Annotated in this window: 13 protein-coding genes; 11 read left to right on the plus strand and 2 right to left on the minus strand. The window is 64.3% G+C overall.

Features of this window, described 5'->3' with window-relative positions; all coding sequences use genetic code 11:
• Positions 1–27 precede the first annotated feature (27 nt).
• Together ACUXST_RS05255 and ACUXST_RS05260 are read left to right on the plus strand one after the other, a co-directional pair.
• Positions 28–429 (plus strand): response regulator, encoded by a 402-nt coding sequence (locus tag ACUXST_RS05255; protein WP_458388878.1) that lies wholly within the window; start codon positions 28–30, stop codon positions 427–429.
• A complete protein-coding gene (locus ACUXST_RS05260) occupies positions 416–1,246 on the plus strand; it encodes an EAL domain-containing protein (RefSeq protein ID WP_458388879.1) in 831 nt (276 codons plus the stop codon). Before ACUXST_RS05255 ends, ACUXST_RS05260 begins: the two co-directional genes overlap by 14 nt.
• 4 nt (positions 1,247–1,250) lie before the next feature.
• On the opposite strand, the gene ACUXST_RS05265 is transcribed toward ACUXST_RS05260, so the two are convergent.
• The gene (locus tag ACUXST_RS05265) at positions 1,251–2,411 is read right to left on the minus strand and encodes an aminotransferase (protein ID WP_458388880.1); all 1,161 of its coding nucleotides are present in this window, start codon (positions 2,409–2,411) and stop codon (positions 1,251–1,253) included.
• A gap of 113 nt (positions 2,412–2,524) precedes the next feature.
• On the opposite strand from ACUXST_RS05265, the gene ACUXST_RS05270 reads away from it, so the two are divergent.
• Positions 2,525–2,782 (plus strand): glutaredoxin domain-containing protein, encoded by a 258-nt coding sequence (locus ACUXST_RS05270; RefSeq protein WP_458388881.1) that lies wholly within the window; start codon positions 2,525–2,527, stop codon positions 2,780–2,782.
• Here the strand turns inward: ACUXST_RS05270 and ACUXST_RS05275 are convergent.
• Positions 2,752–3,276, minus strand: coding sequence for a PilZ domain-containing protein (locus ACUXST_RS05275; RefSeq protein ID WP_458388882.1), 525 nt, complete (start codon positions 3,274–3,276; stop codon positions 2,752–2,754). The genes ACUXST_RS05270 and ACUXST_RS05275 overlap by 31 nt on opposite strands.
• Before the next feature lie 100 nt (positions 3,277–3,376).
• On the opposite strand from ACUXST_RS05275, the gene ACUXST_RS05280 reads away from it, so the two are divergent.
• The 8 genes from ACUXST_RS05280 to ACUXST_RS05315 all read left to right on the plus strand — a co-directional run bounded on the left by ACUXST_RS05280 (position 3,377) and on the right by ACUXST_RS05315 (position 13,861).
• A complete protein-coding gene (locus ACUXST_RS05280) occupies positions 3,377–4,813 on the plus strand; it encodes a GH1 family beta-glucosidase (protein WP_458388883.1) in 1,437 nt (478 codons plus the stop codon).
• Between the two features lie 364 nt (positions 4,814–5,177).
• Positions 5,178–5,963 (plus strand): hypothetical protein, encoded by a 786-nt coding sequence (locus ACUXST_RS05285; protein ID WP_458388884.1) that lies wholly within the window; start codon positions 5,178–5,180, stop codon positions 5,961–5,963.
• Between the two features lie 641 nt (positions 5,964–6,604).
• Entirely contained in the window at positions 6,605–7,234 is a 630-nt protein-coding gene (locus tag ACUXST_RS05290; protein ID WP_458388885.1) for a sugar transferase, read from the plus strand.
• A gap of 37 nt (positions 7,235–7,271) precedes the next feature.
• Positions 7,272–7,952 (plus strand): polysaccharide biosynthesis/export family protein, encoded by a 681-nt coding sequence (locus ACUXST_RS05295; protein ID WP_458388886.1) that lies wholly within the window; start codon positions 7,272–7,274, stop codon positions 7,950–7,952.
• Between the two features lie 30 nt (positions 7,953–7,982).
• On the plus strand, positions 7,983–10,109 hold the full coding sequence (locus ACUXST_RS05300; protein WP_458388887.1) for a GumC family protein: 2,127 nt from the start codon (positions 7,983–7,985) through the stop codon (positions 10,107–10,109).
• A gap of 41 nt (positions 10,110–10,150) precedes the next feature.
• On the plus strand, positions 10,151–11,545 hold the full coding sequence (locus tag ACUXST_RS05305) for an O-antigen ligase family protein (RefSeq protein ID WP_458388888.1): 1,395 nt from the start codon (positions 10,151–10,153) through the stop codon (positions 11,543–11,545).
• Positions 11,538–13,211 (plus strand): cell wall hydrolase, encoded by a 1,674-nt coding sequence (locus ACUXST_RS05310; protein WP_458388889.1) that lies wholly within the window; start codon positions 11,538–11,540, stop codon positions 13,209–13,211. The genes ACUXST_RS05305 and ACUXST_RS05310 overlap by 8 nt, the downstream gene beginning before the upstream one ends.
• Positions 13,211–13,861 (plus strand): phosphoribosyltransferase, encoded by a 651-nt coding sequence (locus ACUXST_RS05315; protein WP_458388890.1) that lies wholly within the window; start codon positions 13,211–13,213, stop codon positions 13,859–13,861. Before ACUXST_RS05310 ends, ACUXST_RS05315 begins: the two co-directional genes overlap by 1 nt.
• The last annotated feature ends 3 nt before the right edge of the window (positions 13,862–13,864 follow it).

Raw genomic sequence — 13,864 nt, forward strand, 5'->3', positions numbered from 1 at the left:
CGAATGGGTGGGAAGAGAGGAGCTTGGATGGCGCAGCCCCGCTTGCTGCTAATCGATGACGAGCCAGCCCTCGCGGACTTCCTTGCATCCGGTGCGCGCGAAGCTGGGCTCGATGCGGTCGTTACCTCGAATGACGCCGACTTTCGCGCGCAGTTCCTGGCAAGCACGCCGGAGATGGTTGCCCTGGACCTCGGTATGCCCGGGATGGACGGCGTCGAGCTTCTGCGCTTCCTCGCCAATCAGGAATATCGCGCGCCCGTCCTGATCGTCAGCGGCTTCGACCGGCGAGTGCTGGAATCCGCGTTTCGGCTGGGCGAGGCGCTTGGGCTCAACATGGTTGGGCCGCTCGAGAAGCCCGTCCGGCTGCACGAACTCGAAGGGGTGCTCAACGGCCTCCGGGCCACTCTCGGAACGCATGCGCCAGGGTGACGACGGCCTCCTAGAAAGCTTCTCGCAGGCGCTTCGGGGGCAGCGGCTGCACATGGTGTATCAGCCGAAGGTAGCGCTTCGGGACGGTGGACTCATTCGCGTCGAGGCGCTTGTCCGCTGGGAAGATCCGGAATTTGGATCGGTGCAGCCATCCCGGTTTGTGCCGCTTGCCGAGCGCCACGGGCTCATCGACGAATTGACGCTGTGGGGCTTGCGGACGATCCTGCGGCAATGGCTCGATTGGTGCGAAGCCGGGCTCGACACGTGCATCGCCTTCAACATCTCGGCTCTCAGCCTGCAGAACCTCGACTTCCCCGATCTGGTGGAGCGCATGTGCCGCGGCCTCGAAGTGCCGACCGACCGGCTCGTCCTTGAACTGACGGAGGGCGCGACGCAGCCGCTCATCAAGCTCATCGACACCCTGACGCGATTCCGGATCAAGGGCATCGGGCTTGCGATCGACGACTTCGGCACTGGTTATTCGTCGTTGATGCAGCTTCGCCAGCTACCCTTCACCGAAGTGAAGATCGACCAGGCCTTCGTCAGCGACCTGCCGCGGTCACGTGACTGCCGGCTGATCGTCCAGTCGATTGCCGACCTCGCCCACGGCCTGGGCCTCACCGCGACCGCGGAAGGCGTGGAAACGATCGAGCAGCTTCGTCTCGTTCAGGAGCTCGGCTGCGACCTGGTCCAGGGATACCTGATCTCACCGCCTATGCGCGCCGAAGAACTCGTAACGTGGAAGCGGGAATTCCGGGGTCGCTGGCCGAGCATGATCACCGACGAGAAGCTGGCCCTGTGGGCCGAGGCTGACTGAACCGTCAGCCCGAAGCGAACAGAGCCCTCGCGCGGGCCATTGCCTCGATCCCGCCGTCGATGGTCTCGTCCTTCTTGCCGAAGCAGAGCCGTACAAGGTGGCGCGGAGGGTCCCGCTCCGCGAAGGCGGAGAGCGGCACCACGGCGACTCCTGCCCGCTCCACCGCCGCGGTCGCGAACTCTTCGTCATCCACGCCGATGCCGGATCGAGCAAGGTCGACGCAGAGGAAGTAAGTCGCAGCGGCATCGAGAACGCGAAAGCCGGCGCCGCGCAGCCCGTGAGTCATCCGATCGCGGGCGCGCGCGAACCTCTCCTGCATGGGATTAATCCAGCCGTCGCCGTCGCTGAGCCCGAACGCGACTGCCGCCTGCAGGTTTGGCGCAGTCGAGAAAGTCAGGAATTGATGCGCTCGGGCGACCAACGAGGCGAGCTGCGGAGGGGCAATGATCCAGCCGACCTTCCAGCCGGTGAGGGAAAAAATCTTGCCGGCAGAACCGATCTTGATGGTTCGCTCCGCCATCCCGTCGAGCGTGCAGAGCGGGACCAGCTTGGCGCCGTCGAGAACGACGTGCTCCCAGACCTCGTCCGCGATGACGGTGAGATCGTGTGCGCGGGCCGTATCGGCGACGGCGCGCAGTTCCTCGTCGCTGAACAGGCGCCCCGTGGGGTTGTGCGGATTGTTGAAGATGATGGCGCGGGTGCGCGGCGTCACCGCGGCCTCCAACGCGCTTCCGTCGATACGCCATTCGGGAGGCTGAAGAGCCACTTCGCGAACCACGCCGCCAGCGCGCCGGACCGTCGGCGCGTAGCTGTCGTAGGCTGGCGTAAGAAGGATTACGTCGTCGCCGGGCTCGATGGTTGCCAGGATCGCGGCGCCGAGCGCTTCGGTGGCACCGCTCGTCACGCAGACGTGCTCGGCGGTGAGGTCGAGGCCGAAATGACGACCGTAGTGCGCAGCGATGGCTTCCCGCAGGAGCGACAAGCCGCGAGAAGGCGCATACTGGTTCGACCCGTCGACCACCGCACGCGCGGCAGCGTCCAGGATCTGCTCCGGCCAGCCGAAATCCGGAAAGCCCTGGCCCAGGTTCAAAGCTCCGTGCGTCGCGGCCAGTCCGGACATGCGTTCGAACACGCTGGTCGGCATGCTTTCGTAAAGCGGGTTCAAGCGGCTCTCCCTGGCTACGGCTCGTCGCAAATAGCCGCGCGCGGCCAGCAATGAAGCAACTTTCGTCGCAGCGCCGCATTGCCGTTCCAAATCAGTAATTAACGAGGGTTCGGATGGCAGACGCTGAAGTGGTTCTCTATCGCATGGTCCTGCCGGACCACGTTTGTCCCTACGGCGTTCGCGCCAAGCAGCTCCTTGAGGAGAGCGGGACGCCCTTCGAGGATCGCATCCTGCACACGCGGATGGAAGTCGACGCGTTCCAGGAAGAGCACGGGGTCGACACAACACCCCAGGTGTTCGTGAATGGCGAGCGGATCGGCGGATCGGACGACCTGGAGCGCTACCTGGAATCGGCCGGCAGCGACGCCTGACCATCAAGGCCAGTTCGGACTTTCGCCAAGGGCGAGGCGACGGCCTGAGCAACGATCGAGAACATCGCGACCGATAACGTCGCGGCGATTGCCGAGATTGACGCGAATTCAAATGCACGGCCACGCAAGCGGCTCCGTTCGTGTGCTCGAGGACAGCGCCGGCGTTCGCGGGCCGCGCCCGGCCCGCCGCCTTGCATTGGTTGGGCAGCCTTCGACGTCACCATCGACCCCACCGGAACCGGGTCTTGAGCCTGCAGTCCCACCCTTGAGCCACTGCGCCACACCACGCGGCCGATAACGACCTGGTCACCGCGCCGAAGCTCGACATAACTGCCGCGTTCTGGCGGCTCTGGCGCATGGACGAGCAGTCCGCGTGCCGAGACATTGAGGATACACGCATCGCTCCACCGGATTCCGACGCGAAGCCGGGCCGGCGCGGCGACCTTGATGCGCGGCTCGCGCGCCCTGAGTGGAAAATGCTCGGGGCAAGCCATGGATTGGCTCGCGGGCCTCGCTGCGTTTCAATGAAACCCATCTCGCCAACCGCGCGCGTCCTGCTAAGAATTGCAGCCTCTTGAGGGGAGTAGCAAAACAATGGGTGAGTTTAGCCGCCGCGAATTGGGCAAGGTTCTTGGCGCGGCCTCCGCAGCAAGCATGTTCCCGGGCGGTCCGGCGGTCGCGGCCGCCCTCAAGCGGGCTGACCTCAGCTTCCCGAAGGATTTCCGCTGGGGCTGCGCGACGGCGGCTTACCAGATCGAAGGCGCCGTTAAGGAAGACGGCCGTGGACCGACAAACTGGGACGTTTTCTCCCATACGCCCGGCCGCACCTTCAACGGCGACACCGGCGATGTCGCCGACGACAGCTATCACCGGTACCGCGAAGACACGCAGCTGCTGAAGAACCTAGGCGTCAGCACTTACCGCATGTCGCTGGCCTGGTCGCGAATCTTCCCAGAAGGACGCGGCAAGCCAAACCAGAAGGGCATCGATCACTACAAGCGGGTCGTCGACGACCTGCTGGCCAACGGCATCGAGCCGTACGTCACCTTATTCCACTGGGACTTGCCGGCCGCACTTCCGGGCGGGTGGCAGAACCGTGACACCGCTTTGGCCTTCGCAGACTACGCGGGCTATGCCGCCGGCCAGCTGTCCGACCGCGTGAAGAACATCATGACGGTCAATGAACTGCGCTGCTTCACAGACCTTGGCCACCTGCAGGGCATCCACGCACCTGGACTGAAGCTTGCGCCCGCAGAGGTGAACCAGGTTCGGCACCACGGGACGCTTGCTCATGGCCTTGGCGTGCAGGCGATCCGCGCCCACGCGAAAGCAGGCACGAAGGTGGGCATCGCCGACAATACGACCTTCTATGTGCCCGTGATCGAGACGCCGGAGCACATTGCGGCAGCCAAGAAGGCGACCCGCGAAATGAACGCGATGTTCCTGACGGCGATCATGGAAGGCCGCTACATCGACGAGTACCTCACCCAGGAAGGTGCCAACGCACCCAAGGTGCAAGCCGGCGACATGGCTGCGATCGGCAGTCCGCTCGATTTCGTCGCGCTCAATATCTACACGCCCGAGTGGGTCCGCGCCGACGACTCTCCGCGTGGATATGCAACCATCCCCCACATCGCGTCCTCGCCGCACATGGCATCGCCGTGGCTGATCGTCGGACCGGAGGTCGCCTATTGGGGCGTCCGCCAGGTCAGCGAATTGTGGAAGCCGAAGGTGCTCTACATTTCCGAGAACGGGGCCTCAGCCGACGATCCGGTGCAGAACGGCCGTGTCGACGACGCTGACCGAGTGATGTACCTGCGCAATTACATCAGCCAGTTCCACCGCGCAGTCGCGGAAGGCTATCCGCTGAAGGGATATTTCCTTTGGAGCCTGATGGACAATTTCGAATGGGCCGACGGCTATTCGAAGCGCTTCGGCATTCACTACGTCGACTTCAAGACCCAGCAGCGTACGCCCAAGCTAAGCGCCGCGTGGTACAAGGAAGTCATCGCTCGCAACCGGGTGGTGTAACCGAGCTGTACCGCGCAATTCAGTAAATCCGCGGAGCTTTGAAAGTTAACGCGAATCTTGGCGGCCCTCCGGATTCGTGTAGCCCCTTGCGACGAACAGCTCACCGTTAATACCGGTAACGCTTCGTTGACGTCATGACGCCGCACCAGCAGCCTCACGTCCAACACGGGACTGGGGCAAGTCGGGGCGTAACTTCCAAGTATCAAACAATGACCCTGCATCGCGGCGTAGCGACAATCATGCCGCACGCCATGACCTTCGCGTCAGGCCGGTTGAGATTAGCCTTGAAGGGGGAATTCTATTGATGACGTTGTCACGTAGGCACTGCATTTCTGCGGGGATCGGCGCTGGCGCCGCCACTTTGGTGTCATCGCGTGCATCGGCGCAGCTGATGAACCTCTACTCGTCGACCGCATCGGCAGGAGCCGGCGGGTATCTTTCGACCTTGATCAGCGGTTACACCCCCAAATATTCGAAGTGGCAGGGCATGACCTGGTCGGCGGACATGGGATCGACCTGGGTTCGCAACATGGATTATGCCTGGCGCGCGACACAGGAGCGCTGCCGGTTCGAGCTTCACAACACGGTCAATGACCGGCCGAGCGGCGACGGCAGCAAGAAGCGCCGTTCCGAGCTCCACCTGTCGCGCGTGAAGCTGCCGAACAACACGCAGCTGTGGGGTGCCTTCTCGTTCAAGGACCAGCCCTGGTCCGATCGGGCGGGCATGGCGCGGACCACCGGCGGCACGCTGATGCAGATGCACGCGCCCGGCAGCGGTTCACCCGCTTTCGCGATCCGTCGGGGTGGCAACGGCAATCTCGTCATCACGACGGTTGGGGAACTCGATCCCAACAACCACAAGCGCTACGACTCGCCGCTGGCGTTCAACACCGTCCACGACGTCGTCTATCGGTGCGTCCTTCACCCCACCGCCGGGCAACTCGACGTCTGGATCGATCGGAGGCGAGTCATCTCGCTTCGGAATCAATCGATCGGCTATGCCCAGTCAGGCCACTACGCCTGTTTCGGGCTCTACTTCTCGGGAGGCGTTACCTGCCCGGTGGTCTGTGAGTTCGGCAACTGGGTGACTCCGAGCACTGCCAGCCTGAGCGGACGCACGACGCGCAGTCCGGCTTGGCCGACGCGCTGAGCCGCCCCTCTTGAGCTGAGGGCGCTGGACCGCGCCCTAGGCCCCCCTAGGGGGTAGACGAGAGCCGCGAGCGCTCAGCTACATGGGTTTAGGGTGCAGGAGCACGGTCGCCTTTTCGGTGGCCGTGCCTTTTTGCGACTCGGCGCACTGCACCGGCATCGCGCCTCAAATCCCGTCCCGTTCTGGGACAAACAGCCGTGTTTCCTCTCTGCGGACGCGCCGTGGCCGACGCCATTCGCCGCGTTGCGGAAAAGTTATCGTTATATTACTATTCACTAGCGAATCGGGAAACAGCTGTTAATACGGCAGATTGGCCCCGGAAAGCGATACGCAGGGGGCGTAAGCTCCAGTCTGAAAAAGAGTGGCACGAGCGGGGAGTTCGTGGAGCGAGGTGGGAGTCGTCAGATCGTGAACGGCGGTGTTGTTCACAATCCAGTGTTGTTGATGCGGACGATTGTACTCGTCCTGCCGGAGTAAATGCTATGGAGCCTACCAGCGCCTGTTCTCAGCTCAGCCTAACAGAGGACGATAGTCTGGCACTGTCGGCTAACCATGTTGCGGCCAACGATCGTCTACTTTTCACGGCAGTTGCCGAGGAGCCATCGGCCCTGGCGGTCCAGACTTCCGTCGCTCGAACTGAAATGTTCGTTGCTGCCCCCGCGCGGCCGGCGCGCTTCGAGCGCGCACTGGACTTGACGCTTGCCCTGCTCATCCTCCTGTTCGTGCTGCCGCTCATGGCGATTTGCGCCGTGGCCGTGCGCCTCACCAGTGAGGGGCCGATCCTCTTCCGTCATACGCGCATCGGCCTTAATGGCGAGGAGTTCACCTGCCTGAAGTTCCGCACTATGGTCGTCGACGCGGACGCGGCCATCACCAGCGTTATTCAGCAATCGGGAAGCTGCAATCAGGAGTGGATCACGGTCCGCAAGCTGAAGCGCGATCCGCGCGTCACCTCGGCTGGCCGCATCCTCCGCAAATATTGCCTCGATGAACTGCCGCAGCTCTTCAATGTGCTTGCCGGCAACATGAGCATCGTGGGCCCGCGCCCCATCGTCACGGAAGAGATTGTCCGCTATGGGTCGGCATTCGCGGATTATTGCTCCGTGAAGCCTGGCATCACCGGTTTGTGGCAGGTCAGCGGCAGGCACGCGCTCTCCTACGAACAGCGCGTTCAGCTGGACTCGCAATATGCGCGTTCCAAGTCCCCGGCTCTCGACCTGTGGATCCTCACCTGCACGCTGCCCATCGTCGTTTCCGGGGGAAACATGTGAGCCAGCCCTCGCCACAGGGTCGCGCAGGAGGACTGTAATGTTGCGTATCTCAGGTTTGCTACTCATCCTGTCGCTAGCCGCGACGGCACCCGCTTCCGTGGGCGCTCAGTCGGTCGGTCCGGTACAGCCGATTTCGATTCCGACGGACCTCACGGGTCCGCGGGCCGATGCGGCGATCACGCCACTCGACCGGCTGGCCATTTCGGTATTCCGTGAGCCCGATCTTTCCGCCGAGGACGTCCCGGTTGACGAGAGCGGACGCATTGCGTTGCCGCTGATCGGTTCCGTCATGGCTGCGGGCAAGTCGACCGACGTGCTTGCCCTCGACATCGCCGCCAAGCTGAAGGCGTATGTCCGTCAGCCGGAAGTTGCAGTGCTGGTCAAGCAGGCCGCCAGCCGGAAGGTCACCGTGACTGGTTCGGTCATGCAGCCGGGCGTCTACCCGCTCGAAGGGCGCCTGACGCTCCTGCAGGCAGTGGCGCTGGCGCGTGGCCCCTCCCAGGTGGCGGCGCTCGACCAGGCGCTGATCTTCCGCATCCGCGACGGACAGCGGGTCGCTGCCCGGTTCAACCTCGACACGATCGCCAAGGGCAAGTCACCCGATCCGGAAGTGATCTCGGGCGACACCGTCGCGGTTGGCAGCTCGAAGACGAAAACGGCTTGGCGCGACATCGTCACCAGCCTGCACTCGTTCAACATTTTCAACGTCATTCCGTGAGCCGCGCGTCTTTGCGGACAGGAGAATAAGATGAATACGCTCGTCCCCACGATTCCCGGCGAACTGGCGCCGCTCGAATATAGCTATCCGGCCGCAGATCCGGTGCCGCAGTCTTCGTCGCTGTCCCAGTTCCTGGCTGCCATCTACCGCCAGCGCTACGCAGCGCTGGCGATCCTGGCGGGCGCAATCATCATCGGTATCGCCATCACGATGGCCATGCCGCGCCGCTACACGGCCATCGCCTCTGTCCAGCTGGACAACATGGCCCCCCGCGTTCTCGCCGACCAGGACCTCGACCCGCAGTCCAATGCGCAGGATGCCGCGCGCTTCATGCAGACGCAGGTGGACCGGCTCCAGAGCCGCAATGTTGCGGCGCTCGTTTCCGATACCCTGAAGGCTGACAAGTCGCCGGTCGTCCTGGAGGCCCTTGGCGTCGACGGTTCGGCGGACGGTCGCTTCCGTGAAGCTGCCATTTCGAAGCTTCAGGCCGGCGTCACTGCCGAGCTCGGTCTCAACACGAGGATCGCCAAGGTCGAGTTCACCAGTCTCGATCCGGTTGTATCGGCTCGCGCCGCCAACGCCTTCGCAGAAGCGCTTGCAGCCGCCAATCTGAACAGCAAGATCGAGACTTCCGAGAGCGCCAAGAAGTATCTCACCGGACAGCTTGCCCAGGCCAAGACGCGCCTCGAGTCCTCCGAGCGGCAGATGCTCGCCTACGCCCGATCGCAGAACCTCACCACGACGGTGATGCCCGAGAGCGGCGACAAGGGCGGCTCGCTGAGCGCCCAGCAGCTTGGCACTTTGACGGACTCATTGTCGGCCGCCACGGCACGGCGTATCGAAGCTCAGCAGCGCTGGCAGCAGGTGAGCCGTTCCTCCGCCACCGACTTGCCGGAAGTGCAGGACAACAAAGCGGTTCAGGACCTGGTTGCCCAGAAGGCGCAGCTGCAGGCCGCGCTCCAGGAAGATCGTCAGCGTCACACCGAGGAATATCCCTCGATCCGTGAGAGCGTTGCCAAGATCAAGGAGCTCGACGGGCAGATCAATGCGCTGTCGAACAACATCAAGTCGTCATTCTACGGCCGCTATGCCTCCGCTGCTCACGAAGAGCAGCAGCTTGCGGGCACCGTCGGCAATCTGCGCGGTGCAGCAATGTCCGAGCGCGAACGCAGCGTCGGCTACAACTCGCTGAGCCGGCAGGTGGAAACCAACCGCACGTTCTATGAGGGGCTGCTGCAGCGCTACAAGGAAGTCGCCGCAGCCTCGGGCGCGCCGTCGGCGAACGTGACGGTTCTCGACCGTGCTCTTCCGCCGCTTAACCCCAGTTCGCCCAATGTCGTCCGCAACATCTCGCTTGCGGCGATGGCCGGCGTCCTCCTCGCCCTGCTCTTCGGTACCGCCCGTGACCGCATGCATGACGTGGTGCGCTCGGCAGGTGAACTCGAAGGCAGGCTGCGGCTGCCGGCTCTCGGCGTCGTCCCGGCGCTCGGTGTCCAGCGTCGTCAGCTCGCGCTTGTCGACGGGCGATCGGCGCAATCGGAAGCCTATCACTCGATCGCCGTCTCTCTCGAGGGCGCGTCTCACGGAACACTGCCGAAGACGCTGCTGATCACCAGCAGCGCGGCCTCGGAGGGTAAATCGACCTCCGTTGTCGGCATCGCGGCCAGCTTTACGGCCATGGGCAAGCGAGTCCTCGTCGTCGACGCCGACCTTCGGCGTCCAAGCCTGCAGCACCTGCTGACCGAAGAGGGACCGGGTCTTGCCGACGTGCTCGCAGGCGGCGTTGAGCCGGCCGAAGCGATCCAGCGCAACGAAGACTACGGCTTCAACGTCCTGGGCGTTGGTACGCGCACGGACAGCCCGGTGACTCTCCTGTCATCGAAGCAGCTGCGGTCGGTTTGGCGCAAGCTCACCAAGGGCCATGACATCGTCATCATCGACGGCCCGCCAGTGATGGGCCTCGCCGATGCAGTCCTCCTCGCGCGCAGCGTCGAGGCGGTGCTGGTCGTCGTGGAGGCCAATCGCGTGCACTCCAGCCAGGTTGATCTTGCTGTTTCCCGCTTGCCCGGCGTCAACGTGCTCGGCGCCGTGCTGACCAAGTTCGATCCGAAGGCGGCGGGCGTCCGCTACGGCGGCACGGATTACTACGGCTACTGACGCAGCGAACACGAACCGTGGCAACAGCAGGTTTTCAACGCGTGGGCTCGCGGCCCCTTCGCAGCCCGGCAGCGCCGGCACTCGCCAAGGCACCGGTGAGCTACAGTCCGTTCGCTCGCACGATAGCGACGATCGGGTTCGCGCTGTTGCTGATCACGAACGTCGCGCTCCCGACGTGGAAGGTCGCGGGTTTCCCGGATCGCGGCATTCTCGCGATTGTCATTCTCGGGACGCTGTGCCTGCTGTGCTTCGACCGGACGGCTGCAGCCTATTACAGGAATAAGCTGCTCCTCGGGATCGTCGCGGGGCTCGCCGTGGTAGGCATTTTCGTGAGCCTCGCAAACGGTGGCGACCCCGCCGAGATCGCGTCCCAGCTGATGCAGGTGCATCTGCAGACCGCAGTCACCATCATGGTCGCCGCTACCCTGGCGAGCATCGCCGGCCCGAAGCCCTGTATCTACGTGATTGTGGCGGTGATCGGCGCGAGCGGCATTGTCGCAGTGCTGCAAGTCCTGGGAGTCCATCAAGGCTGGACGTGGCGTGAGGCGCTTGGGTCGATCGTCACCGACGACCAGGACGCCTTTGACAAGGCTGCCGCGCGTCGCCCGATGGGGCTCTCCTATTCGCCGATCCAGCTCTCGACGCAGCTTTGTCTGGCCTTCGCCGCATACACGGCGTGGTTAGACAAATCGAAGCGGAAGCCAGGCACCGCACCATACGCGGATCCCGCCGTCGTGATCGCCCTCCTGGTTTTCCTGGCAGTGTGCGTGGCAAGCGGCACGCGTTCGCCGATCCTCGGCGGTGGCGTATTTTTCGCGCTTTATTCGCTGACGCGCCGGGGCTCGTGGCTTCCGGTGCTCGTCGTTCTCGGCGGTGGCTTTCTTTACTTCGCCTGGCCGATGGTCATCGCGCTGTTCGAAAAGACGCAGCCGCGGATGCTCACGGTCACGGACAATTCGGCCGACGGCCACGTAACCCTCGCCTACTACGGCCTTCTGCTGATCCGCGACAACCCGCTCGGCTACGGCCTAACGTTCAAGCCGTTTGAGCATTGGGCGCAATATTGGAGCGTGCTCTACACCATGCCGAGCCCCGGCGGCACGCAATCCAAGCAGCTCCACGACTATGTGCTGAACATGCTGACCACCTATGGCATCGGTCTGCTGCTGTTCGTCCCCTGGACGGTGAAACTGCTCGCGCAGGCGCGCGCATCGCTGCTGTTCTTCGTGCCGTACATCATCCAGATCCTGTTCCATAACTCCGGGCCGTTCTGGGGTGACGCAATCATCTGGTTTGTGATCGCAGCCGTGGCAGCGCAAGAGACGCAGGCGGCGACGCGGCCGGCGGTCCGGCAGCCGCCCCGCAACGCCGCGCGACCGATCCGCTTGCAGCCCCTGCAGTCAGCGCGTCCGGGGACGGTGTTCCCGCATGCTTAAGCTCAGCATTCTCGTCGCCGCTCCGGTGCTTGCGAGCTATGCCTTGTCAGGCGGAATGCCCGCGGCGGACCGCTCCACGAACGTCGCCTATTCGAAGATCGTCGACCACCTGCCGCTTCCGCTCGACCTGCGGCCGCTGGCCCCCGGGACGGCGCTGCAGGTGAATGCCCATATCCCGTTCTCGAACCGGCCGATCGTTGCTGCAGCGCCGTTCCGCTTCAAGGGCAAGAGCGACAGCCGCGAACGCGCGCTCGAGTGCCTGACGGCTGCCGTCTATTACGAGGCGGCAAGCCAGGACAGAGCGGGCCAACAGGCCGTCGCGCAGGTGGTTCTCAACCGCGTCCGGCACCCTGCCTTCCCGCAAAGCGTGTGCGGCGTGGTGTTCCAGGGCTCGACGCGGTCCACCGGCTGCCAGTTCAGCTTCACCTGCGACGGGTCGCTGATGCGCAATCCTCAGAGCGCCGCCTGGTCGCGCGCTCGCGAAGTTGCCGAGGAGGCGCTGTCCGGAACCGTCGACGGCGCAGTCGGCCTCTCCACCCATTATCATGCGAACTATGTCGTGCCTTACTGGGCGACGAGCCTCGCCAAGAACGTCCAGGTCGGGGCGCACATCTTCTACAGCTGGCCTGACGCCTGGGGTGCCCCCGCCGCGTTCAGCCGCCGCCCGGCAACCGTGGAGTCGGATCCAGTGGTCCTCACTGGCGCAGCCCTGATGGCGCACGACCTGTGGCGCGTACCGGTTCCGGCAGCGCGGAGCCGCCTGACGTTCCACAGCGATCCGGCGATCGAGCTAGCCGGGGTAATCGACGTGCTGACGCGCCCGGCTTCGCCAAAAGACACGGCATATGAAGGCGAGATCCGCGGCTACTTCGCGAGCGTTGCGGGACACCCTGCGGTTGAGTTGATGCGGCACTCGCGTGGCGCAGCGGAAGTGCCGACCGTCGCGAGCCAGACCGCTTCGCTACTCCACGCCGCGAGCATGCCCGTTAGCGACGATCCAGCAACTGCAGCCGCGCAGGCCGAGCCAGCCGCAACACCCAGCCTGCCCGAGGCGATTCGCGACTTCGCGGAGAAGAGCGACTTCGCCTCGTTCCTTCGCAGCCATCGCGGGACCTATGCCGCCGCGGCCCGCAATGTCGCATCGACCGCGGCACAAGCGGCGTCCGACTGGCAGGCTTACAGCGGCATTCCGCTGCAGAACGCCAAAGTTACGCTGACCCTCACCGCTCAAGGCGATCTCGGAGCATCCCTGCCCGCCGATCGCGCCGCACATGCGCTGTTCTGGAGCGACCGCGGACGCGTTGCCGAAGCTGACCTCATCACCAGGTTCGGTCTGAGCCAGAACGATCTTCTGAAGCGCGCACGGGCCAGCTCCGCCAATGGGCCCCGTCCCGACGCTGCGCTGCTGAACAATGCAGCAGACGACATCGTGACTGCAGTGTTCCTGCGGGTGGCGGCACTGTCCCATCGCGATGCTGGCGCGCTCGTGTCATCAGGCAAGTGCGGCGGCGTGACCCCGCGCGCGCAACGCTTCGCGGCCAGGTTGAACTTCTACGAGCATCATCGCGATCAGTTCGCAACGCTCGCGGACTTCCTTCCCCTGCTCCTCTCCGGGGAGACTACGGAGCCGGCGGCAGCATGCGGCGCCCCGGCGCAGGTCCAGTAATGGCGAGCGCTCCAGCTTACGCCACCGTGGGTGGCAAGCTCGTCGTCGGCATGGCCGAAGCCGAAGAGCAGGCGCGAGAGCTCGCACGGCGAGTTCAGCACTCGGGCTGGAAGCCGGACCTGGTCCTGGGCATCGCCAATGGCGGCGTTCACCCCGCCCACTTCGCCGCTGCAGAACTTGGCGTGCCGGTGACCTACTGCACAGTTCAGCGGCGGACGAGCCAGCTCAAGCAGCGGCTGAAGTTTGCCCGCCGCGCGCTCTCCTCGCCGCTGTTGAAGCCGGTCGTCTACGCCCTGAATTCACGGCTTGATCGCGTGCTCGGCGGAGTGGGCAGCTCGGACTCGTCCTTCGCGGCAGATGTGACCCAAAAAGGGATTCTGCTGGTCGACGACTGTATCGACAGCGGGGCTTCGGTCGCTCACGTTCGCGCGATGCTTTTGCAAAGAGGGGTGAAAAAGGTCGAAGTCGCCGTGCTGAGCTGGACAACCAAGTACGATTCCATGGCGATGCACGGCGTCGCCCCGGATCATTGCCTGGGCCGCTCACTGCCCTGTTATCCATGGTCGGCGGACAGTCCGGAATACCCGGACTTTCTCCGTTGGATGACTGACCACGCACCGCCGCAACCGCCTTTGAGAGCGACCTCATAACCG

The organism is Sphingomonas sp. F9_3S_D5_B_2 (genome assembly GCF_054263715.1).